Source organism: Rhizobium sp. NXC14 (genome assembly GCF_002117485.1).
Taxonomy (GTDB): Bacteria; Pseudomonadota; Alphaproteobacteria; order Rhizobiales; family Rhizobiaceae; genus Rhizobium.
This window is the reverse complement of sequence record NZ_CP021031.1, coordinates 101,992-122,428: the sequence shown is the minus strand read 5'-3', so window position 1 is coordinate 122,428 and position 20,437 is coordinate 101,992. Positions and strand designations below refer to the sequence as shown.

Annotated in this window: 20 protein-coding genes and 6 pseudogenes; 19 read left to right on the top strand and 7 right to left on the bottom strand. The window is 58.4% G+C overall.

Going from position 1 to position 20,437, the window contains the following annotated elements; all coding sequences use genetic code 11:
* Positions 1–29 precede the first annotated feature (29 nt).
* On the bottom strand, positions 30–785 hold the full coding sequence (locus NXC14_RS33515) for an AraC family transcriptional regulator (protein ID WP_245362203.1): 756 nt from the start codon (positions 783–785) through the stop codon (positions 30–32).
* A gap of 644 nt (positions 786–1,429) precedes the next feature.
* Here NXC14_RS33515 and NXC14_RS22425 point away from each other — a divergent pair.
* Both NXC14_RS22425 and NXC14_RS22420 read left to right on the top strand, forming a co-directional pair.
* The gene (locus tag NXC14_RS22425) at positions 1,430–1,633 is read left to right on the top strand and encodes a cold-shock protein (protein WP_085780323.1); all 204 of its coding nucleotides are present in this window, start codon (positions 1,430–1,432) and stop codon (positions 1,631–1,633) included.
* A 72-nt stretch (positions 1,634–1,705) separates the two neighbouring features.
* Positions 1,706–2,860: pseudogene (locus NXC14_RS22420) on the top strand (IS3 family transposase).
* 30 nt (positions 2,861–2,890) lie between these two features.
* On the opposite strand, the gene NXC14_RS33510 reads toward NXC14_RS22420, so the two are convergent.
* Positions 2,891–3,370, bottom strand: a complete 480-nt coding sequence (locus tag NXC14_RS33510) for a hypothetical protein (RefSeq protein WP_245362202.1) — start codon at positions 3,368–3,370, stop codon at positions 2,891–2,893.
* A 149-nt stretch (positions 3,371–3,519) separates the two neighbouring features.
* Between NXC14_RS33510 and NXC14_RS33505 the strand changes: the two are divergent.
* Positions 3,520–3,651 (top strand): annotated as a pseudogene (locus NXC14_RS33505) (adenylate cyclase); the annotation flags it as partial.
* Positions 3,652–3,801: 150 nt separating this feature from the next.
* On the opposite strand, the pseudogene NXC14_RS22410 reads toward NXC14_RS33505, so the two are convergent.
* A pseudogene (locus NXC14_RS22410) lies at positions 3,802–4,391 on the bottom strand (IS5 family transposase); the annotation flags it as partial.
* Between the two features lie 283 nt (positions 4,392–4,674).
* On the opposite strand from NXC14_RS22410, the pseudogene NXC14_RS22405 reads away from it, so the two are divergent.
* From NXC14_RS22405 to NXC14_RS32560, 7 genes and pseudogenes are all read left to right on the top strand, one after another.
* A pseudogene (locus tag NXC14_RS22405) lies at positions 4,675–4,892 on the top strand (transposase); the annotation flags it as partial.
* Positions 4,893–5,084: 192 nt separating this feature from the next.
* Positions 5,085–5,390, top strand: coding sequence for a DUF982 domain-containing protein (locus NXC14_RS22395; protein ID WP_085780320.1), 306 nt, complete (start codon positions 5,085–5,087; stop codon positions 5,388–5,390).
* A 366-nt stretch (positions 5,391–5,756) separates the two neighbouring features.
* A complete protein-coding gene (locus NXC14_RS22390) occupies positions 5,757–6,104 on the top strand; it encodes a helix-turn-helix domain-containing protein (RefSeq protein WP_085780583.1) in 348 nt (115 codons plus the stop codon).
* Positions 6,097–6,592: pseudogene (locus NXC14_RS22385) on the top strand (SRPBCC family protein). Before NXC14_RS22390 ends, NXC14_RS22385 begins: the two are co-directional and overlap by 8 nt.
* 91 nt (positions 6,593–6,683) lie before the next feature.
* Positions 6,684–6,833, top strand: a complete 150-nt coding sequence (locus NXC14_RS32570; RefSeq protein WP_157131466.1) for a hypothetical protein — start codon at positions 6,684–6,686, stop codon at positions 6,831–6,833.
* 518 nt (positions 6,834–7,351) lie between these two features.
* The gene (locus NXC14_RS33885) at positions 7,352–7,474 is read left to right on the top strand and encodes a hypothetical protein (protein ID WP_281064614.1); all 123 of its coding nucleotides are present in this window, start codon (positions 7,352–7,354) and stop codon (positions 7,472–7,474) included.
* A gap of 584 nt (positions 7,475–8,058) precedes the next feature.
* Positions 8,059–8,283 carry a hypothetical protein gene (locus NXC14_RS32560; protein WP_157131465.1) on the top strand — a complete coding sequence of 75 codons (225 nt, stop codon included), beginning with the start codon at positions 8,059–8,061 and terminating at the stop codon, positions 8,281–8,283.
* Between the two features lie 136 nt (positions 8,284–8,419).
* Here the strand turns inward: NXC14_RS32560 and NXC14_RS32555 are convergent, their stop codons facing one another.
* The 3 genes and pseudogenes from NXC14_RS32555 to NXC14_RS33500 form a co-directional block, all read right to left on the bottom strand.
* Positions 8,420–8,659, bottom strand: a complete 240-nt coding sequence (locus NXC14_RS32555; RefSeq protein ID WP_157131464.1) for a hypothetical protein — start codon at positions 8,657–8,659, stop codon at positions 8,420–8,422.
* A 671-nt stretch (positions 8,660–9,330) separates the two neighbouring features.
* Positions 9,331–10,059 (bottom strand): carbonic anhydrase, encoded by a 729-nt coding sequence (locus tag NXC14_RS22360; protein ID WP_085780315.1) that lies wholly within the window; start codon positions 10,057–10,059, stop codon positions 9,331–9,333.
* A gap of 385 nt (positions 10,060–10,444) precedes the next feature.
* Positions 10,445–10,585 (bottom strand): annotated as a pseudogene (locus NXC14_RS33500) (protein dehydratase); the annotation flags it as partial.
* Positions 10,586–10,821: 236 nt separating this feature from the next.
* On the opposite strand from NXC14_RS33500, the gene NXC14_RS22350 reads away from it, so the two are divergent.
* From NXC14_RS22350 to NXC14_RS22325, 6 genes are read left to right on the top strand one after another with little or no spacing between them, the layout of a single operon-like run.
* Positions 10,822–11,490, top strand: a complete 669-nt coding sequence (locus tag NXC14_RS22350) for an RraA family protein (protein ID WP_085780313.1) — start codon at positions 10,822–10,824, stop codon at positions 11,488–11,490.
* Positions 11,487–12,152: an RraA family protein gene (locus NXC14_RS22345; RefSeq protein WP_085780312.1), complete on the top strand. Its 666-nt coding sequence runs from the start codon at positions 11,487–11,489 to the stop codon at positions 12,150–12,152. The genes NXC14_RS22350 and NXC14_RS22345 overlap by 4 nt, the downstream gene beginning before the upstream one ends.
* Positions 12,149–12,799, top strand: coding sequence for a dimethylmenaquinone methyltransferase (locus tag NXC14_RS22340; protein WP_085780311.1), 651 nt, complete (start codon positions 12,149–12,151; stop codon positions 12,797–12,799). Before NXC14_RS22345 ends, NXC14_RS22340 begins: the two co-directional genes overlap by 4 nt.
* Positions 12,796–14,010: a pyridoxal phosphate-dependent aminotransferase gene (locus tag NXC14_RS22335; protein ID WP_085780310.1), complete on the top strand. Its 1,215-nt coding sequence runs from the start codon at positions 12,796–12,798 to the stop codon at positions 14,008–14,010. The genes NXC14_RS22340 and NXC14_RS22335 overlap by 4 nt, the downstream gene beginning before the upstream one ends.
* Positions 14,011–14,021: 11 nt before the next feature.
* Positions 14,022–15,311 carry a Glu/Leu/Phe/Val dehydrogenase gene (locus NXC14_RS22330; protein WP_085780309.1) on the top strand — a complete coding sequence of 430 codons (1,290 nt, stop codon included), beginning with the start codon at positions 14,022–14,024 and terminating at the stop codon, positions 15,309–15,311.
* Between the two features lie 53 nt (positions 15,312–15,364).
* The gene (locus NXC14_RS22325; protein ID WP_085780308.1) at positions 15,365–16,168 is read left to right on the top strand and encodes an alpha/beta hydrolase; all 804 of its coding nucleotides are present in this window, start codon (positions 15,365–15,367) and stop codon (positions 16,166–16,168) included.
* Positions 16,169–16,211: 43 nt separating this feature from the next.
* On the opposite strand, the gene NXC14_RS22320 is transcribed toward NXC14_RS22325, so the two are convergent.
* Positions 16,212–17,132 carry a LysR substrate-binding domain-containing protein gene (locus NXC14_RS22320; RefSeq protein WP_085780307.1) on the bottom strand — a complete coding sequence of 307 codons (921 nt, stop codon included), beginning with the start codon at positions 17,130–17,132 and terminating at the stop codon, positions 16,212–16,214.
* A gap of 501 nt (positions 17,133–17,633) precedes the next feature.
* Between NXC14_RS22320 and NXC14_RS22315 the strand changes: the two genes are divergently transcribed.
* The 3 genes from NXC14_RS22315 to NXC14_RS22305 all read left to right on the top strand — a co-directional run bounded on the left by NXC14_RS22315 (position 17,634) and on the right by NXC14_RS22305 (position 20,434).
* Positions 17,634–18,818, top strand: a complete 1,185-nt coding sequence (locus NXC14_RS22315) for an ABC transporter substrate-binding protein (RefSeq protein WP_085780306.1) — start codon at positions 17,634–17,636, stop codon at positions 18,816–18,818.
* Between the two features lie 95 nt (positions 18,819–18,913).
* Positions 18,914–19,696 (top strand): ABC transporter ATP-binding protein, encoded by a 783-nt coding sequence (locus NXC14_RS22310; protein ID WP_085780305.1) that lies wholly within the window; start codon positions 18,914–18,916, stop codon positions 19,694–19,696.
* Positions 19,697–19,729: 33 nt separating this feature from the next.
* Entirely contained in the window at positions 19,730–20,434 is a 705-nt protein-coding gene (locus NXC14_RS22305; protein ID WP_085780304.1) for an ABC transporter ATP-binding protein, read from the top strand.
* Positions 20,435–20,437: the final 3 nt, after the last annotated feature.

Below are 20,437 nucleotides of genomic sequence, written 5' to 3'. Positions count from 1 at the left end.
TTGATCCGATGCCAATCAACGGCTTGGCGTCAACGTGCAGCGAAAATCGCGCTTACATCATAAATCTTGCGGAACGCGGTTGAGAAATTATTCGGATCTTCGTAACCGACTCTGAGTGCGATGTTGAGAATACTCTCCGATCCTTCGCGCAATAGCTGTGCCGCCACCGCGCAACGACGCTGGCGCAGCCAAGTAATGGGACCGACGCCAAACGCCTGATTGAACGCCTTGTTCAAGGTATTTCGGTTCGTGCCCATTCTTGAGGCCAGTTCCTTGACGCCAACCGTACGGGCAATATTGACCTCAAGGAACCCACATGCGGATCGCACCATCGATGGAACGCCCACATTTGTCGGCATATCCGCGCGACCACTTGCCGACGGCATTCCAAAGAGCCGCCTTTGAATCTCCAAGGCGCTGAATGGATAAGTTATGTAGTCGGCGAAGCCGCGCCGAAGCAAGTTATCCACATCTGGAAGGGTGCGTGGGACTATGGCAATGGGCCCGAACGAAAGGGGCAGTCCGACCGCCGCGTCGTGATCCACGGCGACAAGCAAAACCGGATCCTTTTCCGCAGCGTTCGATTTCCTGGCCGAAACGCCGAGTGCGTCATCAAGCTCTCGCAGAATTTTCCGTAGTTCTCTCATTCTGCGCTCAGACAGGCCTGCCACCAGGAACCGGCGCACGCTTGTGATTTCCATATACACCCCCGCGAAATGCCCCGCCCAGGGCGGGTAGAGATTTGGCAGGGGCGAATGATCGCCACATGTAAAGTGCTCACGCATGATGAAATCCGGTGAAGCTGCAGTAGGGCCGTTGTTGGCCTCAAATCGAAGTCGGATGCGTTTCTCTGTGCGCAGTCTCACACACACGGCAGCAATTAGTCGGACTTGCCGGCAACGGTGCAGTTATGTGCGTTGATCAGCCAACGCCTTTAGATGCTCTAGGGGTGTGCAACAGTCCCGGTTGATCCGTATTCGACGCCATGTCACTCTCACTGGTTGATTAGACCCCTCAGAGGGCCATCAGAGACGCAGCAAATCCCGTGCCATCCGGATGAAACTGGCCGTAGTCGCAGCACACCTGTTGAAAGTGCCAGCTCCGAGTATGCCAAGTGCGGAGACGGCCGGCGCGAATGTCAGTATAGGGTTTGCAGCTTTCGACAGAATGGTGGCAATGGTGATAAATGAGCTGATCGCCCATGGCGAAGGTCCAGCACGGCAGGATCGGCACAGGCATTCAGGTTCTTACCCGGTACTTGGGCTGAGGCTCTGCATCCAAGAAGAGTTGGCCACTAGAACATCGCGACCGATCGTCAGACAGCACTGGTCGATTTTAGGACGCCCCTGTTGCTCACGGTTGATCGACAAGCGCTGTAGATGTAGCTTTCGCTTCCAACTGAACGAACCACACAGGAAACAGACTTCTGATGCCAACAGGTACGGTGAAATTCTTCAATGATGACAAAGGCTTCGGCTTCATAACGCCTGAGAACGGCGGACAAGATGTGTTCGTTCACGTGTCTGCCTTGCAAAATGGCGGCTCGCTCCGCGAAGGTGACAAGGTCAGCTTCGAGGTGGGACAGGACCGCAAGACAGGCAAGTCGAAGGCTGAGAACGTCTCTGTCCTCTAATCGGTGGACTGGCCTGCTGCCGGTTTCGTGGACACCGAGTTAAGGTGTTTTCAATGAAACTGGAGCGCATGAATGCAACGAAGGAAGTTCAGCCGCGAGTACAAGCTTGAGGCAGTGAAGTTGGTGCGAGAGCGTGGGGTCAGCGTTGCGCAGGCATCCCGCGATCTGGATGTTCATGAGAATGTCCTGCGCAAGTGGGTAAAGGAATACGGCTCCGACCCTGTGCAGGCTTTTCCTGGTCACGGGCAGATGAAGCCCGAGCAGCTTGAGATCGAGAGGCTTCGGAAAGAAGTCGCCAAGCTGAAGGCGGAGCGCGACATCTTAAAAAAGGCCGCCGCCTACTTTGCGAAGGACGTGATATGAAGTTCGCGTTCATTGCAAAGCACCGCTCGATCTGGCCGGTGGCATGGCTCTGCGAAGCGCTGGGTGTATCGCGTTCCGGCTTTCATGCCTGGTTACATCGGTCACCGAGCCAGCATGCCCGGTATGACGAGGCTCTGCTCGACAAGATCAAGGACAGCTTGAAGGACAGCGACCGCACCTACGGCGCGCGGCGTGTCTGGCATGATCTTCTCGCGGAAGGCTTTTCCTGTGGGCTGCATGCTGCATCGCGTCGAGCGTCTCATGCACGACAACGAATTGAGAGCAAGACCGAGAAGGCGGGGTTTGCCGAAAGACGACGGTGAGCGCCCGGTCATCATGCCGAATGTTCTTGACCGTCAGTTTTCGGCGGGAAGGCCGAACCAGAAGTGGGTGGCCGATTTTACCTATCTATGGACGGCTGAGGGCTGGCTCTATGTGGCTGCCGCCATCGACCTGTTCTCCCGCCGTGTCGTCGGCTGGTCGATGAATGCCAACATGACGGCCCAGCTCGTCACAGATGCGCTGATCATGGCGATCTGGCGCAGAGGCAAGCCGGATGCGCTTCTCCACCATTCGGACCAGGGTAGCCAATACACCAGCGAGCAGTTCCAGCGTCTCATGGCCGATCACGGCATCACCTGCTCGATGAGCCGGTCCGGCAACGTCTGGGACAATGCCGCGATGGAAAGCTTCTTCACATCACTCAAAACGGAACGAACAGCTCGCAAAGTCTACAGGACCAGGGACGATGCAAAGTCGGACGTGTTCGACTACATCGAGCACTTCTACAATCCGAAGCGTCGGCATTCGACACTGGGCTACCTCAGCCCGATGGAATTTGAAAACAAGGTCGGATTAGCCTAACTCGGTGTCCGAAAAACCGGCAGCAGGCCACTAGTCGCTCAGCGAAGCCGCACGCAATCCTTGAAGTCGCTTTTCGTCGGTGTCAGGCATTAATACGCGGACGTGGTTGGCTTCCGGTGCACGCTCCGTCGATTGCTTACTCTGACGGTAATCTCCTTTCCGCGAATTCAAAAGACGCAATTGGAGTTGTTTGCCGCAATGAGATACCAAGCTTAAGATCAGCGGGAGGGCGAGTTGTTGTTCGCAGGCCAGATCTGCGCATACCCAGCTTGTGACAAGGTGTACATTGGGTCCAACCAGCAAGATCCACTGCTGGTTGCTCGCATGAATCAGAGCGGCCTCCACTTCGCCCAAGCTTAGGCCTTTGTCGATCCCGTAATCCACGATGGCGTCGACGGTGACGCTGTCTGTGACGTTCATCGCGCGCAATGCCATAAAGTCCAGCACAAAGCGCTTATGGGCATCGGTATCCACGGCGGCTCCCATCTGCACGAAAGATACAGCAAACATTGCACGAATCCTTCGAGCTGGGGAAGCGGAATGGATGAGGATCGGTAGCCATTGCGGAGGATGCAGTGGTGGAGAGGCTCACCTGCCGCAGGAGGTTCACACGCCACTGGCTGTTATTCCGGCGAATTTTTGCTCCGAGCTCGGATCCCCTTGGGCGTCTAGATGAGGCCCGACATGAAGCGGAGTTGTTCCTGGTCAGCAACCCGCACTTCCGTGTGCGGCATTGGAGACACTCTCAGCCGTTCAGGGACGAAGCACCGCTCCAGCTTTTCATTGAGGGCACGTTAAGACAGGGTTCCCTGACTACGATGCAGAAGGCTTGCCAACATGACCAGTCCGGGCCTTTCAACACGGCGGCCAAGGACGAAACGAGCTGCCCGCGATCGCGCAGCGGTCGGAAGAGTGTGGGCGACAGCAATGCAACGCCAGAGCCCCTTCCGGTTGGTCTTCGGCGGTATGTTGGCCCAGGCTTTCGCTCGGCGGCCTTGGGCCATGGCAGTACTGTCGTAGCCCTTGTCAGCCAGCAGGATATCTCCGTCGCCGAGCTCGTCCGTCAGCGAGTCGGCCTCGGTGCAGTCGGCGATCTGCCCGCCGGTGAGACCGAGGTTGACGGGGCGACCTTCGGCGTCGACGAGCGCGTGGATTTTGCCCGTGAGCCAGCCACGGGAACGTCCCATGCCGCCATCGTCTCCATCCCCTTTTTCCCGTGGCTGCGTGCTGGTGAACGCGGACACTGGTTGAGTCAATCATGACGATGTCGCTATCGTAAGCCTCGGAAACGGCTTCAAGAAGCCGATCCCAGACACCGGCCTTCCGCCAGCGGATGAAGCGGTTGTAGGAGGTGGTCGGCGGACCATAGCGCTCCGGAATTTCCGCCCAGGGCGAGTCCGTCCGAAACCGCCACAGGATGCCATTTGGCACCCGCCGATCATAGACGCGGGGAAACCACGCGGTTTGTTGGGCAACAGCGGCGACAGGATTGCCATTCGTGGCCGGTGAGTTCGTAGCGGCGGCGCGTCATTCCAAGGCTCCCTCATTCGGAAGCCTTGAATCATCGGCGGGACTAAACAACAGGTAATTTTATGAGTTTACGGCCTAGTTCGAATGCCGCGAGAACGAGCACCGCCGCTTGGTTTGGAGGCTGAAGTGCACATCATTTTAGTGCGTCGGCTCCACGGTTCGGGTTACTCTCTGATAGTGCACCCAAACGGCCGCTATGTATCTGACGTGCCCCCGTTAAATTAGGCCATTCAGACCTGGAAATTTCCACTTATGATCCCTGGTGGGAAGAAGAGGAGAATTCGATGAAGGCCTCGAGGTTTTCGGAAGCGCAGATCGCATCTGTGTTGATGCAGGCGGCGGAGGACACACCGGTCGGCGAAGTGTGCCGCAAGGCAGGGATTTCGGACGCCACCTTTTACAACTGGCGCAAAAAATACGCCGGCCTGTGCCCTCGGAGATGAAGCGGCTGCGGCAGCTCGAGGAGGAGAATGCCAAGCTGAAGCGGATTGTCGCCGACCTGCGCGCTGTTATCGCCTGCATCGCAACAACGGTCGACGCAGCTTGGGGCGCTCCGACATCAGGTCGTAGAGCGCCCTCCCCGTTCGAGGCGGAAGCCTTTAGCAGCATCTCGCATCCAACAATCTGTATTTCCGAATTTTAGGATGCACGTATATAGTCCTTGATAATATCCGTTCTTTAGGGGTCGAGGGCAATGAACTGGAACGCATTGTCGACATTCACGCCCGTAGGTCTGACCCTGAGCGGTCGGCCAGTGCGCAAGGTCGTGCGCACGCTCGGCGACGCGGCTCATATCCTGATCAAGTACTGGCCGTCGGATGACGGCGAGGAATACGTCAGTGCCGTTAAAGCCTGCGTGGATGCGATTAGCGGCCGGATCGCGCCAGAACAGTTCCGGGAAGCATTTTTGCGTGCCGCCGATGAGGCGGGCATAACCACGCTCACCGTCGTTCGCCGACAGCGAACAGAAGAACGCGGCCAGTCGCGTCAGAGAGGATGAGATTGGCTTGATTTGCCAGCGGCTCGTTTGCCGTCCGACATCGCGAGCTCCGATGGGGAGGATTCCTTCGCCCGGGATCGATCCGGTTTTGGCTTCCTCGCCTATAACGAGTTCCTCTTTGCCTCCGCCTTTACCTTTTCCGACGAGACCCGCACGCTTCCTGTCGGCATCTCGCTCCCTGGGGGATCGGCTGGTCAAGTTCGGCCAGATGGCAGCTGCCTCGCTCGCCGGCATCGTACCGGTCTATCTGGTGGCGCTCTTCCTCCAGCGCTATCTCGTGGCAGGTCTCGCCCATGGCGGGCTCAAATGATCACCGCAGACGGCTCGGAAGGCTTTCGCTTCCGAATAAGCTACATACTGAACCATTTGGTTCAGTATGTAGGCCCTCCCCTCGATCTCTCGTTTGCGGCGCTGTCCGATGCGACCCGCCGCGGGATCATCGATCAGCTTGGGTGGGGGGACGCGTCGATCACCAGTCTCGCGGACACGTTCCAGATGACGCTGACCGGCATGAAGAAGCACGTCCAGGTTCTCGAGCGGGCCGGGCTCGTCGTCACGCAGAAGGTCGGACGGGTGAGAACCTGCAAGCTTGGGAAACGCGGCCTCAAGGCGGAGGCCGAGTGGATCGAGGCGCATCGCAGGCTGTTCGAGGCCCGCTTCGAAGCATTGGACGAAATCATCAGCGAGATAAAACAGGAGGGACGCGATGACTGAGCAAGTTAAAGGTGCATTTGGTGCGCAGATCCCCACGTCAGTCGAGCGCAAAGGGGATCGCGCACTTCTGGTAACCAGGACATTCGATGCGCCGCCGAGCACGGTTTACAAGGCGTGGAGCCAGCCGGAGCTGTTCCAACGCTGGTGGGTGCCGAAATCCGTGCCCGGCATTTCGCTCGTATCGGGCGAGATGGACGTCCGCACCGGCGGCAAATATCGGCTGGAATTCGGCGCCGGCGGTTCGGACACCATGGCCTTCTATGGCAAGTATCTCGAGGTGGTGCCGAACGAACGCATCGTATGGACCAACGACGAGGTCGACGAGGGCGCGATCACGACCGTGACCTTCGAGGGCCAGGGCGGCAGGACACTTCTGACTTTCCACGAAATCCAAGGAAGCGCTTGAGGAAGCGCTGCAGGGCTCGGCGGTCGCATTGCCGGAGCAGTTGGAGCAGCTCGACGAATTGCTGTCCAGCCTGGGCGGGTAGCGCGGGTCGGAAACTCGAGAGCTAAACGGCGGCTGAAAGTCCTTTCGTGCCCTCTGTCTCCCTGCTATCCTGAAAGCAAGGAGACGGCGCCATGAGCGAGACCCGAAAGCTGGCTGCAATCCTGGCCGCTGATGTGGTCGGGTACAGCAGGCTTGCCGGCGCCGACGAGGAGCGCATCCTGGCGAGATTGCGGGCACTGCGGAGCGATCTCATCGATCCGACGATCTCCGCCGCGCTCTAACCGCACGTCGATTAGGCGTAGAATATTCCGGCGGCGGTTCATAACCGAGGTTCGAATGGCACGCGTTCAAATGTCCGAAATCGAACCGATTGCCCGGACCATAGTGGAGCTCGCGACTGCTGACATGACGCCGAAGCAGCTCATCAAAGCTGTCAGGGCTCGGCACAAGGACGCGTCTAAAAGAGATATCACTGGCGCTCCCTTTTACGGGGTGATCATGGCATCGGAACAAAGCCCGGAGCGATCCAAGTAATTGCATGACTTGGCCTTCGATACCCGCAACTCACCCGATTTTGAAGCGGACCTGGACCGCGGCTAACCGTGGCGGCATGATTGAAACTCGTTCCATGCTCACCCTTTGAGGTCGCATGCGACCCCGTGCGGTAGCTTGCCGGCTTTTGCCCGGAGGTTATCAATCGAGTTCAACGCGCGAGAACCAGGTTCGCCAACAAGAACAGAAAGCTGAGGCTAGGCGATCCTGTGCTGCACCGAGGCGCTGGCGGAGGCGGGAAGCCCGGGTGGGCGACGTCACCGATGCGGACTGGCTGCGTGCTTTGGTGACCATGGATCCCGACCTTGCAGCGGCGGCGCGAACATTCGTCCAGGTAGCCTCAATCCAGGAACTGCTGACTCCCGAGTGAATTGCGCGCTGACTGCCGCGTCTGCCTTTGTCAGATCGCCATGGCGAACTGCCGCGTAGAGATGCGACAGCACCTGCGATCGCAACAGCGTGGGGGCGACCAAGTGGTGGGTGTCGTGTACGTGTGCCGCATCTTTCGCTAACCGGAGGGCGGTGTCGACAGCTATCACAAATCGCTTCATTGCGGTCTTCTCCTTGCGCCCGTACTAACAGACTTGCAGTACCCATCTGAACGTCGGCGAACATACAGCTACTGCAAGTCATTTCGGAAGGACGTGCCGGATCGGAATCAGTCGCCGAAAGGCCGACGACCGCAAGCGCCGCGACGGCTGACAGACAGCTAGGAGAGGCCGAGAGGTACCATATCTTTCCGGAAGTTCAATGCAGAAGCGGCAATTCCAGAAAAGTTGATACCAGGGTCGAACGCCGCGACCGCTGCGTTCCCGACGATCCACTATGCGATTCGAGACTTCGAAAGAGGCTCGGCAAGATGGAACCGTGCTCGTGCCCCCGTCAACTTTAGACCCAACCGATTTGCCGACTCTGCCACTCAATACGCTTGGCCAGGTCGTCCGGAGGATTGGCGTGAAAGAGTTCGCGAAACAGATCCTGGGTCTGCGACGCACGTTGCGGCACCAGATGATGTTTCGGCCCGCCACCGGTCTCCTGTTCCGCAATCGTCTCTCTGGCGATCTAGAACTGGGACTGGTCGTCGACGACAAGTTGAGCGAGCATCACGAAATCGAGTTTTCCAGAACTGGCGGATTGAAAAAGGCTGGATTCATCAAAGGAAGCGACGTAGCCGCGTAAAGCTCAAGCGCCATCACCTCCAAACCGTCGACGATCTTGATCGGCAGATCGTTGCCATGAAGGCGCAGGTTGATGCCGTGCCGCTTCGCGCAGTCAGCCCGTTCGAGCTGGGGAGCCTGCTTCGGGACTTGCTTGATCACACGGTGAACGAGCTGATCCTCAGCATCGAGAGGTCGATCAGGAAGCAATGTCCCGGCAGATCGTAAGCCAGATCGGAAAACTGGTCGAGCACGCCGCTGTCGAAATTAAAACTAACCAGCCGATCAACCCCATGCCGATCGGCGAGAGAGGAAAATTCGAACCGGGAGTACAGCTCTGGTCGCTTGCGAACCTCCACCGACGCCTGACGCTGTCGGAGCGGGGATCGGAGCTCCATGGACTATCAATCCTTATAAAGACCGAGGACTAGCGATCATCGCGGCGGGCCCGATTTTTTCAAGTCAGCAGATCGAAGACCTCATTTTCGCATCCAGACAGCCTATGTGACCAACGATCTCGGTATTATAGGCCTTGTGCTAAAAAGCTGGAGAATGGAGCGCTGGTTGTCGTCGGATTTTGCAATACTATCCATCTCCGCGGCAACCCATAAGGGCTATGCCCGCGACGCGAACAAAGACAGCTTCCTCGTCGACCATCGTCGGCATTCCCTGTAATTGCCAACTCAATCCGCATTGGAGGCGGCGATTTCGACCAGTTGGCGTGGCACGATCTGCCCTGTCGGCGGCCGCAATATCGCGTTACAATTGTAATTCTACGGGCTTACCGAAGCCTCGCCTGCTTGTTCACCCTTTCCCGATGCCTGCCGCGATGAGAGCCTGTGAGGCGACATATAGATGGGATATCCGGCTTTGCGTCTCAGCGTTGACCATTGTGGATTGCGGTGGTGCGCTCCTGGCTAATAGTAAAACGTCATGTCTTTCAACAGCAAGGGAGAAGCGCAACTGCGCGGTGATGTTGCGGGCGGCAAGTGTCATCCGCGACTATGGTTCCGCGAGCGCGACGAGGCGCCCGCGGATAGCCGTCGGCAACATGAAGTCGCCTCGTCGGTTAGACCTTGTGCAGGAAATCGACCACGCCGGTATCGAGATCATAATAGGCGGGCACGATCTTCACCTTGCCTTCCTCGACCAGGCGAGAAACGATCGCGCTTTCGGTGAGGATGCGCTCGGCGCCGTTGAAGGCATTGGCATGGACGGTCTTGTCGACAAAACTGTCGCCGCGATCGGTCTCCGCCAAAGCCACGGGCAGGATCGGCTGGGTCATCTTGCCGATTGAGCCTGCGAGCTTGGTGCCCTTGGACACGACCTCGCAGGCGGCGGAGACCGCCCCGCAACGCTTGTGGCCCATGACGACGATCAGCGGCGCATGCAGATGTTCGGTGCCATATTCGATCGTGCCGAGCACATCGGTGTCGACCACGTTTCCGGCATTGCGGGCAACGAAGAGTTCCCCGAGCGTCACGCCGCCGAATACAAGTTCCGGCACGACACGGCTGTCGGAACAGGTGAGCACGATCGCCCAGGGTGCCTGGCTCTTGGCGACGTCCCGCCGGCGCTTGGAAATATTGGGGACGCAGGCTTCCGCGTCGGCGACGAATTTCTTGTTCCCTTCTTGGAGTTTTGCCAGTGCTTCATCCGGCAGGAGGGCGGGGGCGTTCGAGGCGAATGCCGGCATGGTCATGCCAAAGCCTGCAGTCATGGCGGCCACGCCTCCGATGCCGGCAAATTTCAGCAGGGAGCGACGGCTGAGAGAGGAGGAATTGCATTCAAAGCACATGATATCAATCCTTTTGCAATATCCGGGATGGCTGCGGAGAAATGGCACCTGCTCCGAGTCATGTCCGGCGATTCTCCGGCAATCGGAGAATGGCCGATTGGGTTATGCCTTGATATGGCACTCATCAAGTGGAGTTTTGACGCATGGAAGGAGCTAAGCCAATCCTGAAGTATCGCCGCGGCCGGTACTGTCACATTGATTGAGCGGTAAGGAAATTGAGGTAGCAGCGCGCCCATGACCGTGCGTGCACCGACCTAGAAGAACTACCGTTATCCGATCGAAATCGTAGCGCGTGCTGTCTGGCTCTACTTCCGCTTTAATCTGAGCCTGCGCGATGTCGAGGAAATGGGGGCGGTAGGCAGGGCGAGGGAGAGGTGGATCATGACGGGGCGACCGCGCCTATCGATATATCACCAGCGCGATCGAACGTAGCGTTGAAGCGCTCCTTCGGCGAAGGCGTCAATGACTCGGATCTTGTTTCTTTGCGCCCAATCCAGCTTCGCAGGCGTTCGACATCCAGTTCCATCCGTTCACTCCGGTCTTCAGTCGAGTATTTGCCGCCAATGCAAATTCGGCGGCACTTCTGACGCAGGCAAAATATCAAAGCCCCATCGGCCGTTTGCAATCTCATCGTTCCATCTATCACATCGGTGGCGGTGATCCTCATCCGGCTTGGCTATCACAGCGATCGTTCCTTAGGAATTTCCAGAATAATTAACTTGGAGGACACTCGGCGCTGGAACCAATGACGGACAAAGCGCCATGACACATCTCTCCTTTCTCGATCGTCTTGCAGGACTTGACACCAATACAGTCTCGGACGCCCTTGATTTTCTCGATCTCGCCGGTGCGACGGTGGGGCTTCGTCCCCTCTGGGCTTGCCCGAAGATCGTTGGGCGCGCAAGCACCATCCAACTCGGGCCGAAAAGCGATACGGCGCCGACCGTTCACCTGATTTCCCCGGTGATTGCGCGCGTCAACAGCGACGACCGGGTTCTCGTCATTGCAGGCGGCATCGACGGCATTTCCTGCTGGGGCGATATTCTCGCGAATGCCGCCAAGACGCGCGGCCTGCGTGGCTCCGTCATTGATGGGTTCAGCCGCGATATCGAAGGCAGCGAGGCAATCGATTATCCGGTCTATGGTCGCGGCGTGACAATGGTCAGCGCGCGTAACCGCCTGATTCAACTCAGCTCAGGCGAGGCTGTCAGAATTGCGGGGGTCCTGGTTCACGAGAACGACTACGTCATTGCCGACCGATGCGGCACGGTGTTCGTACCGGCAGCCCGCATCGAGGAGGTGCTCGATCTCGGTGAGCGGATTGCGCGCCGTCAGGACGGGATGGTTGCTGCCGTCAGGTCCGGCCGATCGGTCGAAGAGGTGATGCACGACAAGGAATTCGAAGCGATCAGACAGGAGCAATCGCAATGACGAAGGACGATCGCGAACTGGTCGAGCTTTTCGCTGGGCTCGATACCCCCGGCGTCTCCGACGCGCTCGATAAGCTGGGTCTCGGCGGACGCTGCTTCGATGTCATGCCGCTCGCCAACTATAGCGGGACCGTGGTCGGACCGGCCTTTACAGTAAAGTATGTTCCCGCGGCCAGTCCACCCGGCACGGTCGGCGATTTCGCTGATGACGTCGCAGACGGCGACGTGGTCGTTATCGACAATGGCGGCCGCACCGACTGCACTGTCTGGGGCGACATCATGACCCAATATGCCGGCGTGCGGCGCTTCGCTGCAACCGTGATCGACGGAGTCTGCCGTGATGTCTCTAAGGCGCTCGGCGACAATTATCCTCTTTTCACCCGTGGACGCTTTATGCGCACAGGCAAGGACCGGGTCGAGGTCGGCTCGGTCAACGAAGTGGTCTCCATCGGCCAAGCCCGGGTCGTGCCGCGCGATATTGTTGTCGCCGATGCAAACGGTGTCGTTGTCGTGCCCCGCGGCCGGGCCCGGGAAGTTGCCGAGATTGCTCGTCAGATCGAGAGTGTCGAGTCGAAAATCCGTGAAGCCATTGCAGACGGCCAAACGCTGAAGCAGGCACGGGAAACTTTGGGCTACCACCTCCTCCAGAGGAAGCCGTCATGACCGTCGTTTCTCCTATGATGGACCTGCCCGCTGATGCGTCGTCGCGGGCGCTCGCTTTAGGCAGCTCGACGCTTTTCGAAGCATCTGGTCTCCCCTGCTCTGTCGATCCGGAAATACGTCCCGTATGGAACGGCGCTGCAGTCGCCGCACCCATTTACCCTTTGGCCTGCGCACCTGGCGACAATCTCGCCATTCATATTGCCATGGAGCGTGCCACACGGGGGAGCGTTTTGGTGGTCGCCACCGGCGATTATATTGCGGGCTACTGGGGCGAGGTTCTAACCGTTGCGGCCGAAGCGGCCGGCATTGCGGGACTTGTTATCGACGGGGGCGTGCGGGACGTGGCCGCACTTGCGGCGCGTCGTTTCCCTGTCTTCTCGCGCGGCATCTCCATGCGTGGCACCATCAAGGCAAGTGTCCCCTCAGTTGGCGCGCCACTGCTGTTCGGCGGCGTGCCCGCGGCAGCTGGGGATTTCCTGGTCGCTGACGATGACGGCGTTCTCATTCTGCCCAGGAGCGAAGTCGAGCGGACGCTTTCAAATGGCGAAGCGCGCGCGGCCAAAGAGCGCAGCATGATGGAAAGGCTCGCCGCAGGTGAGACGACACTTGAGTTGATGGGGCTTGGCGCCTGGAGAGACAAAGCATGAGCGAGGCTGCTATGCTCAATCGGCACCTTGCCACGGCCAAACCGTCCGCGACTTACCGGATGATCGATCGGGTTGCGGCGCGCCGCGAAACAGGCGCGAAGATTATTTCACTGAGCGCCGGCGAGCCAGATTTCGACACACCGGCTCATATCTGTGATGCCGCCATATCGGCAATCCGCGCGGGTCACACGCGCTACACCCAAGTCGCGGGCCTCCGTCCCCTGCGCGAGGCGGTAGCGGCCAAGTTCCGCAATGAGAACGGACTGGACGTCTCCTGGCAGGACACGATCGTCTGCAGTGGCGGCAAGCAGGTCATCTTCAATGCCTTGGCGGCGACATTGAATGAAGGTGACGAAGTTATCGTGCCGGCGCCCTACTGGGTGAGCTACCCAGAAATCGTGTCGCTCTGCGGTGCTGTGCCGACCATCGTCTCCTGCGGCGAACATACTGGGTTCAAGCTGACTCCGGCAGCTCTGGAAGCAGCCATCTCTTCGAAAACCCGCTGGCTTATCCTCAACTCACCATCGAACCCGACAGGCGCCGTCTACAGCCGAGACGAGTTAGCTGAGCTCGCGGAGGTCTTGCTGGCGCACCCGCATGTTCTCGTCCTTTCCGACGATATTTACGAGCACCTGATCTTCGACGGCGCGACATTTCATACCTTGGCACAGGTCGAACCGAGGCTTGCGTCGCGGACACTGACGATGAACGGTGTTTCGAAGGCCTATGCCATGACCGGCTGGCGCATCGGTTTCGGTACCGGCCCGCGCTGGCTGCTCGACGCTATGGAGAAACTCCAGGGGCAGCAGACGTCCGGGGCATGTTCAATAGCCCAACATGCGGCATTGGCGGCCCTGACGGGGCCGCAGACGTTCATCGAAATGGCGCGCGGTGTTTTCCAGCAACGCCGCGACCTGGCGGTTCGGATGCTAAACGAGACTCCCGGCATACGTTGCGTAACGCCTGGCGGGGCTTTCTATGCATTTGCCTCTTGTAAGGGCCTTCTCGGACAGACAACCCCGGCAGGCACGCGTCTGGAGACAGACGAGGACGTCGCGATCGCGCTGCTGGAAGAATGCAACGTCGCGGTCGTCCACGGAAGCGCCTTTGGGTTAGGTCCCTATATCCGATTTGCCTACGCCTTGGACACCGACACGCTTCGAATAGCATGTGATGGGATTCGGCACTTTGTGGACGCCTTGACGGACTGAGAGAGGCACGGATGAGCAACAACCGAACCCGCGAGGGATTGTCCTACCTGGATCCGGCCTCCCCTGAGCCCTGGGCAAGTTTTCTTGAGCAGATCGACTGCGTTACCCCCCACCTTGGATCGTTGTCGCGCTGGACGGAGACCTTGAAGCGGCCCAAGCGCATGATTATCGTTGATGTGCCGATTATCCGCGACGACGGGACCATCGTCCATTATGAAGGCTATCGCGTCCAGCATACCTTGTCACGGGGGCCCGGCAAGGGCGGCGTCCGCTTCCATCCGTCTGTCACGCTCAACGAGGTCATGGCCCTTGCCGGCTGGATGACGATCAAGAACGCCGCCCTCAATCTGCCCTTTGGCGGCGCCAAAGGAGGTATACGCCTCGACCCGCGCCAACACTCCGAAGGTGAGCTCCAGCGCATAACCCGTCGTTACACATCCGAACTCGGCGGATTTATCGGCCCTGCCCGCGACATACCGGCGCCAGACGTCGGCACGAACGAGCAGACGATGGCGTGGATGATGGACACCTATTCTATGAATAACGGGAGCACTGCCACCGGCGTGGTGACCGGCAAGCCGGTAGCACTCGGCGGTTCCCTCGGACGCCACGAGGCTACGGCTCGAGGTGTCTTCATCGCAGCTCAGCAAGCCGGCCGTCGGCGCGGCGTCCCCGTTGAAAGAGCGCGCGTCGCAGTTCAGGGTTTTGGCAATGTCGGGGGTACAGCGGCACGCCTGTTCGAGGGTTCCGGAGCAAGGATAGTTGCTCTGCAAGACCACTCTGCGACCCTGGTAGACGAAGCCGGAATCAATGTCATGGCGGCAAGCCAACACGTGGCCCGTACGGGACAACTGTCAGGCTTTCTGCCTCATGCGGAAGCCCCGACTGAGAACTTCTGGCTCGTGCCCACCGAGTTTCTCGTGCCGGCAGCGCTGGAAGGCCAGCTTCTTCCCGAACGGGCTAAGCGTCTGAAAACGAAGATTGTCGTGGAAGGTGCTAACGGACCGACGACACCGGCCGCGGATGATGTCCTCAACGAGCGGGGTATTCTCGTCGTGCCAGATGTTTTGGCCAATGCCGGCGGAGTGACCGTCTCCTACTTTGAGTGGGTGCAAGACTTCTCGTCCTTTTTCTGGACCGAAGATGAAATAAACGCCCGACTGGAGAGTATCATGGTTGGCGCCTTCGATTCCATCTGGTCTGTTGCTGACGAACGCAAAGTCTCGCTACGCACAGCCGCTTTCATCATCGCGTGCCAACGTGTTCTCTCCGCGCGCGAGCAGCGCGGCTTGTATCCATAAAACTATTCACGCGCGCTAGTGACCACATGCCGACAAATGAGGGATTTGCACCGATGAATGAGCCATTTCACAAAACCACGTTTCATCAGAGTCATGTCGGCGCTGATCTGACGGTTTCGGCCATATATCGCGATGGAGAAAGAGAGCCCTTCCTGTTTCTCCACGGTTTCGGATCCACGAAGGAAGACTACGCTGATTTCGTCCGCCAAGGCGCCTTCGACGGACATCCTTTCCTCGCATTCGACGCGCCGGGCTGCGGCGAAACGCACTGTTCCGACCTGTCGAAAATTTCCGTTTCGTTCCTGGCGGAGATTGCGCTTCGCGTTGCTGACGCCGCCGGCTTTGATCGGTTTCATCTCGTCGGTCATTCCATGGGGGGGCTGGCCGCCTTGGTGCTCGCTCACCAGAACCCGGACCGGGTTGTCAGCTTCGTTAACATCAAGGGTAATCTCGCACCGGAGGATTGTTTTCTTTCCAGGCAGATCCTCGATTATCCCGACGCCGACAATGAGCGATTCCTAAACGATTTCGTAGGGCGAATTCATGGCTCGCCGACATTTTCAAGCGCCCTTTATGCGGCCTCCCTTCGCTCTAAGGTGCGCGTGAAGGCCGTACGCCCGATCTTCGAATCCATGGTAGATTTCTCGGACAATTGGGATCCGCTGCCGAAATTCCTCAATTTGCCCAGCCCCAAGATGTTTATGTTTGGAGAGCAGTATGCCACCCTCTCCTATCTGCCGGCGCTTCGCTCATATGGGGTCCGACTGGCGGAGATTCCCCACTGTGGACATTTCCCGATGTATTCAAATCCTCCCGCCATGTGGCGTGAGATCGCCGACTTCATCGCAGCGGCATAGTCGATCGTCCAGATCCACCTGCGGCGTGGATGAACATATTCATTCATGCGCCTTTTGCTCGCCTCTGGACGCGAGATTTCAATTGCGACACGACCACGTCGACCATGGGATGAAAGCGGTTCTTGTTCCACGCCAGCGCTGCGGTGACGACCATTACTCTTTCCTTGAGCGGCCGGACCACAACGTTATCCGGCGCAAGTTTACGCATGGAAGATGGCACAAGAGCCAGGCCCTGGCCGCAGCTGACATAGGCAATCTGCGACGCTACCGACCGCACTTCGTGCAAAACGCGAGGTGCGAAACCGTGCGAACGGCAGACCGAAACCAACATATCGAAATAGACCGGGCTCACTTGGCGAGAGGACATGACCAGCTGCTCGGCTTCCAGCGATTTCAAGCGGACCCTCGGCAAACTTGCCAGAGGATGTTCCTTCGGCAGTGCAACGGCAAGACGATCCTCGGTCAGCGGCATGGTGGCAATTCCGCTGCCCAATTCTCCTTCGAGCCTAACGAAGGCAAGATCAAGCTCTCCGGCTTCCAGGCCGGGGATCGCTTCGACGCTATCGATCTCCTTCACGAAAACCGTAAGGTTCGGGTGGGTTGATCTAAGCTCATCGAGCAGTGGCGGAACTGTGTCAAGCATCGCAGACGTGATGGCTCCGACGTGCAGCACCCCGGACTGGCCTGCGGCGACCTCTTTGATAACCGTTTCCAGCTGTTCAACCTGGCCTGCAAACCTTCGGACAGCGGGAAGGATTGCAGCACCAGCTGCGCTGAGCTTGGTGCCACGCCGCGAGCGATCGAAGAGTTGCAGCTTGAGTGATTGCTCCAAAACCTTGATTTGCTCGGTGAGCGGTGGCTGGGACATCCCGAGTCGGCTCGCTGCGCGACCAAAGTGTTCTTCCTCGGCTACCGCGAGAAACATCCAAAGTTGACGAACAAGCCGGAAATCGACGACGCTCAAATTTTAGCTCCCCAAATCGATGCCTATTCCACATTCTATATCACGGAGCTACCAATACCAAACATTGCTAATCAGGTTCTTCGTTGACGCTTCTGGTTCAAATCCTTCAATGTTGGCCTGTACTCGGTAATCACCAAAGCTCTTTGTGATGCCCAGCCCAAGTGGCGGTAACACTGCGCCAACACCCCTGTGTTCCGCTTTTCCTATCACAGAGATAAGTTGGTAGAAATTTACATGTCATTAGCAGTGAGTAAGTTTGCTGAAAAATAACGACAAGGGAACAAATAATGAGGCTCAACAGAGGCTTACTTTTTCCGCTGCGCGATGTGCGGGCGATTGGGCGTCTTGGCGACACCGAACGCTGCCAGAACTCGTGTCCGTAGCTTCAAGCGGTCTCCAGTTCGTAAACTGAAACACCTATCCGCACCGACCGCCAAACATCGTCTGTGCGTGACCTCGCATTCGCCTTCTCGAACCTCACCAGCACACAGGGAGATACGCATGAAATCCATTATTTGCGCTGCAGCCGGCCTGGCGTTGATGGCCAGCACGGCTTCGGCCGAAACCGTGAAGATTGGCCTCCTCTTAGGCTTTACCGGACCGCTGGAGTCGATCGCTCCCCTACAGGCAAAATCGGCTGAACTGGCAATCACAGAAGTCAACAATTCGAAGGCCTTCTTCAAGGGCAGCGAACTTCAAGCCATTCGTGGGGATTCCACCTGCACGGACGCCGCGGCAGCAACTGCAGCAGCGCAACGCCTGGTGACATCGGAAAAGGTCGCCGCCATCGTTGGCGCAGACTGCTCGGGCGTGACCGGTGCGGTTCTTCAATCGGTCGCGAAGCCGAACGGAATTGTCATGATATCGCCGTCTGCCACTTCGCCAGCACTGAGCACTGTGAGTGACGATGACCTCTTCTTCCGCACTGCGCCTTCCGATGCCCGCCAGGGCGAGATCATGGCCACAACCATTCTGAAGCGCGATATAAAGAAGGTCGCGCTGACGTACACGAATAACGATTACGGCAAGGGTCTTGCGGACTCTTTCAAGGAAGCATTTGTGAGGCAGGGCGGCACAATCACCATTTCCGCACCGCATGAGGACGGAAAGGCCGATTATTCGGCGGAGATCGGTGCGCTTGCCTCGGCCGGCGGAGATCTTCTCGTCGTCGCCGGTTACGTCGACCAGGGCGGAAAGGGTGTTATTCAGGCAGCACTCGACAGCGGCGCCTTCTCCAAGTTCTATCTGCCGGACGGGATGTATGGCGACAGCTTGATCAAGGGGATCGGCGAGCCGCTCGCTGGCAGCTTCGGCGACGTGCCCGGCAACGAAAGCGAAGGTCACGCCAACTTCCTGAAGCTGGCCACGGCAGCAGGCTTTGACGGGACGTCATCTTATACCGGCGAATCCTATGACGCTGCGGCATTGGTGGCGCTTGCCATGCAGGCGGCAAAATCAACGTCAGGAGCGGATATCAAGAAGAAGGTCATGGAGATCGCAAACGGTCCTGGCGAAAAAATCTATGCTGGCCAGTTGGCGAAGGGCCTGAAACTTCTCTCGGAAGGAAAAAGCATCGACTACGAGGGTGTCACCGGCGTTCACCTGATCGGCCCCGGCGAGGCGGCGGGCAGCTATCGCATCTACACGATCAAGGATGGGAAGCAGGTCACAGACGTCTTCGAATAAGAACGGGCGTGGCGGGCTCCCGATTATGTCGGAAGCCCGCCTTGCCTATTCACTGCCGCCTGCGCGGTCCGCAACGCAAACGACGTGAGGGCAAGATGATCGTCGTCGAAAACCTGAGCAAGCACTTCGGCGGGTTTTGCGCCGTTAATAGCACCTCACTGAGGGTCAGAAAGGGGTCGATTACTGGTCTCATTGGTCCCAATGGCGCGGGCAAGAGCACGCTCTTCAACGTGATTGCCGGGCGAATGCCGCCAACGTCCGGGCGTGTTCTTATGAACGGTGAGGACATTACCGGTCTCAGCCCACATGAGCTTTTTCACAAAGGGATGTTGCGGACGTTCCAGATCGCCCATGAGTTCGGCTCCATGACAGTTCGTGAGAACCTGATGATGGTGCCTTCGGGACAAGCCGGTGAAGGTATTTACAACACATGGTTCCGCCGCAAAGCCATCGCCTCCGAAGAAAAGACGTTGTCAAAAAAGGCGGACGAAGTTCTCGAATTCCTGACGATCTCCCACCTTGCCGACCAGAAGGCGAGCCAGATCTCCGGTGGTCAGAAGAAGCTGCTGGAGTTGGGCCGGACGATGATGGTCGACGCAAAAATTGTCTTCCTCGACGAAGTCGGCGCTGGCGTTAATCGTACGCTCCTCAACACGATCGGCGACGCTATCGTCCGCCTCAATAGAGAGCGTGGCTACACCTTCTGCGTGATCGAGCACGACATGGATTTCATCGGGCGGCTTTGCGATCCGGTGATTGTTATGGCCGAAGGGGCCGTGCTTGCTGAGGGGCCGGCGGCCCACATCATGGAAAACGAAGCGGTGATTGAAGCCTATCTGGGGCGCGGCTTGAAAAACAAGGACAAAGCCCATGCCTGATTTCAATGGGGTCGTCGATCAAAAGGTCGGTCCATGGCATTTCTAATCGGCGAGACCATGACCGGCGGTTATGGGCCGGTGGACATCCTCCACGGCTGCACGATTGCTGTCGAGCGCGGCGAAATCGCAGTGATTGTCGGCCCTAACGGAGCCGGCAAGTCGACCGCGATGAAAGCAGTCTTCGGCATGCTGCCGCTGCGAGGCGGAAGCGTAAAGTTGGACGGCGAGGACATCACCCACCTCTCGCCCCAGGGTCGCGTGGCAAAAGGCATGGCGTTCGTGCCGCAGACCCACAACATCTTTCCGTCGCTGTCGGTTGAAGAGAACCTGGAGATGGGAGCCTTTCTGCGTAACGACGACATCCGCGACACGATGGAGCAGATTTATGCACTCTTCCCGATCCTGCGGGAAAAGCGCCGGCAGAGCGCCGGAGAACTGTCCGGCGGGCAGCGACAGCAAGTAGCGGTCGGTCGGGCCCTGATGACCAAGCCGAATATTCTGATGCTCGACGAACCGACGGCCGGTGTGTCTCCCATCGTCATGGACGAGCTTTTCGACCGGATCATTGAAATCTCCCGAACGGGGGTTTCCATCCTGATGGTGGAGCAGAACGCGCAGCAAGCATTGAACATCGCCGACAAAGGCTACGTGCTCGTACAAGGGGCCAACCGTCACGCCGATACGGGCGAAGCCCTCATGGCCGATCCCGTCGTTCGAAAAACCTTCCTCGGGGGCTGATAC

What these genes read in the sequence shown, in the direction of transcription:
- NXC14_RS33515 (WP_245362203.1), bottom strand. Translation starts at nt 785, where the DNA reads ATGCGTGAGCACTTTACATGTGGCGATCATTCGCCCCTGCCAAATCTC.
- NXC14_RS22425 (WP_085780323.1), top strand. Translation starts at nt 1,430, where the DNA reads ATGCCAACAGGTACGGTGAAATTCTTCAATGATGACAAAGGCTTCGGC.
- NXC14_RS33510 (WP_245362202.1), bottom strand. Translation starts at nt 3,370, where the DNA reads ATGTTTGCTGTATCTTTCGTGCAGATGGGAGCCGCCGTGGATACCGAT.
- NXC14_RS22395 (WP_085780320.1), top strand. Translation starts at nt 5,085, where the DNA reads ATGAACTGGAACGCATTGTCGACATTCACGCCCGTAGGTCTGACCCTG.
- NXC14_RS32570 (WP_157131466.1), top strand. Translation starts at nt 6,684, where the DNA reads ATGAGCGAGACCCGAAAGCTGGCTGCAATCCTGGCCGCTGATGTGGTC.
- NXC14_RS32555 (WP_157131464.1), bottom strand. Translation starts at nt 8,659, where the DNA reads ATGGAGCTCCGATCCCCGCTCCGACAGCGTCAGGCGTCGGTGGAGGTT.
- NXC14_RS22360 (WP_085780315.1), bottom strand. Translation starts at nt 10,059, where the DNA reads ATGTGCTTTGAATGCAATTCCTCCTCTCTCAGCCGTCGCTCCCTGCTG.
- NXC14_RS22350 (WP_085780313.1), top strand. Translation starts at nt 10,822, where the DNA reads ATGACACATCTCTCCTTTCTCGATCGTCTTGCAGGACTTGACACCAAT.
- NXC14_RS22345 (WP_085780312.1), top strand. Translation starts at nt 11,487, where the DNA reads ATGACGAAGGACGATCGCGAACTGGTCGAGCTTTTCGCTGGGCTCGAT.
- NXC14_RS22340 (WP_085780311.1), top strand. Translation starts at nt 12,149, where the DNA reads ATGACCGTCGTTTCTCCTATGATGGACCTGCCCGCTGATGCGTCGTCG.
- NXC14_RS22335 (WP_085780310.1), top strand. Translation starts at nt 12,796, where the DNA reads ATGAGCGAGGCTGCTATGCTCAATCGGCACCTTGCCACGGCCAAACCG.
- NXC14_RS22330 (WP_085780309.1), top strand. Translation starts at nt 14,022, where the DNA reads ATGAGCAACAACCGAACCCGCGAGGGATTGTCCTACCTGGATCCGGCC.
- NXC14_RS22325 (WP_085780308.1), top strand. Translation starts at nt 15,365, where the DNA reads ATGAATGAGCCATTTCACAAAACCACGTTTCATCAGAGTCATGTCGGC.
- NXC14_RS22315 (WP_085780306.1), top strand. Translation starts at nt 17,634, where the DNA reads ATGAAATCCATTATTTGCGCTGCAGCCGGCCTGGCGTTGATGGCCAGC.
- NXC14_RS22310 (WP_085780305.1), top strand. Translation starts at nt 18,914, where the DNA reads ATGATCGTCGTCGAAAACCTGAGCAAGCACTTCGGCGGGTTTTGCGCC.
- NXC14_RS22305 (WP_085780304.1), top strand. Translation starts at nt 19,730, where the DNA reads ATGGCATTTCTAATCGGCGAGACCATGACCGGCGGTTATGGGCCGGTG.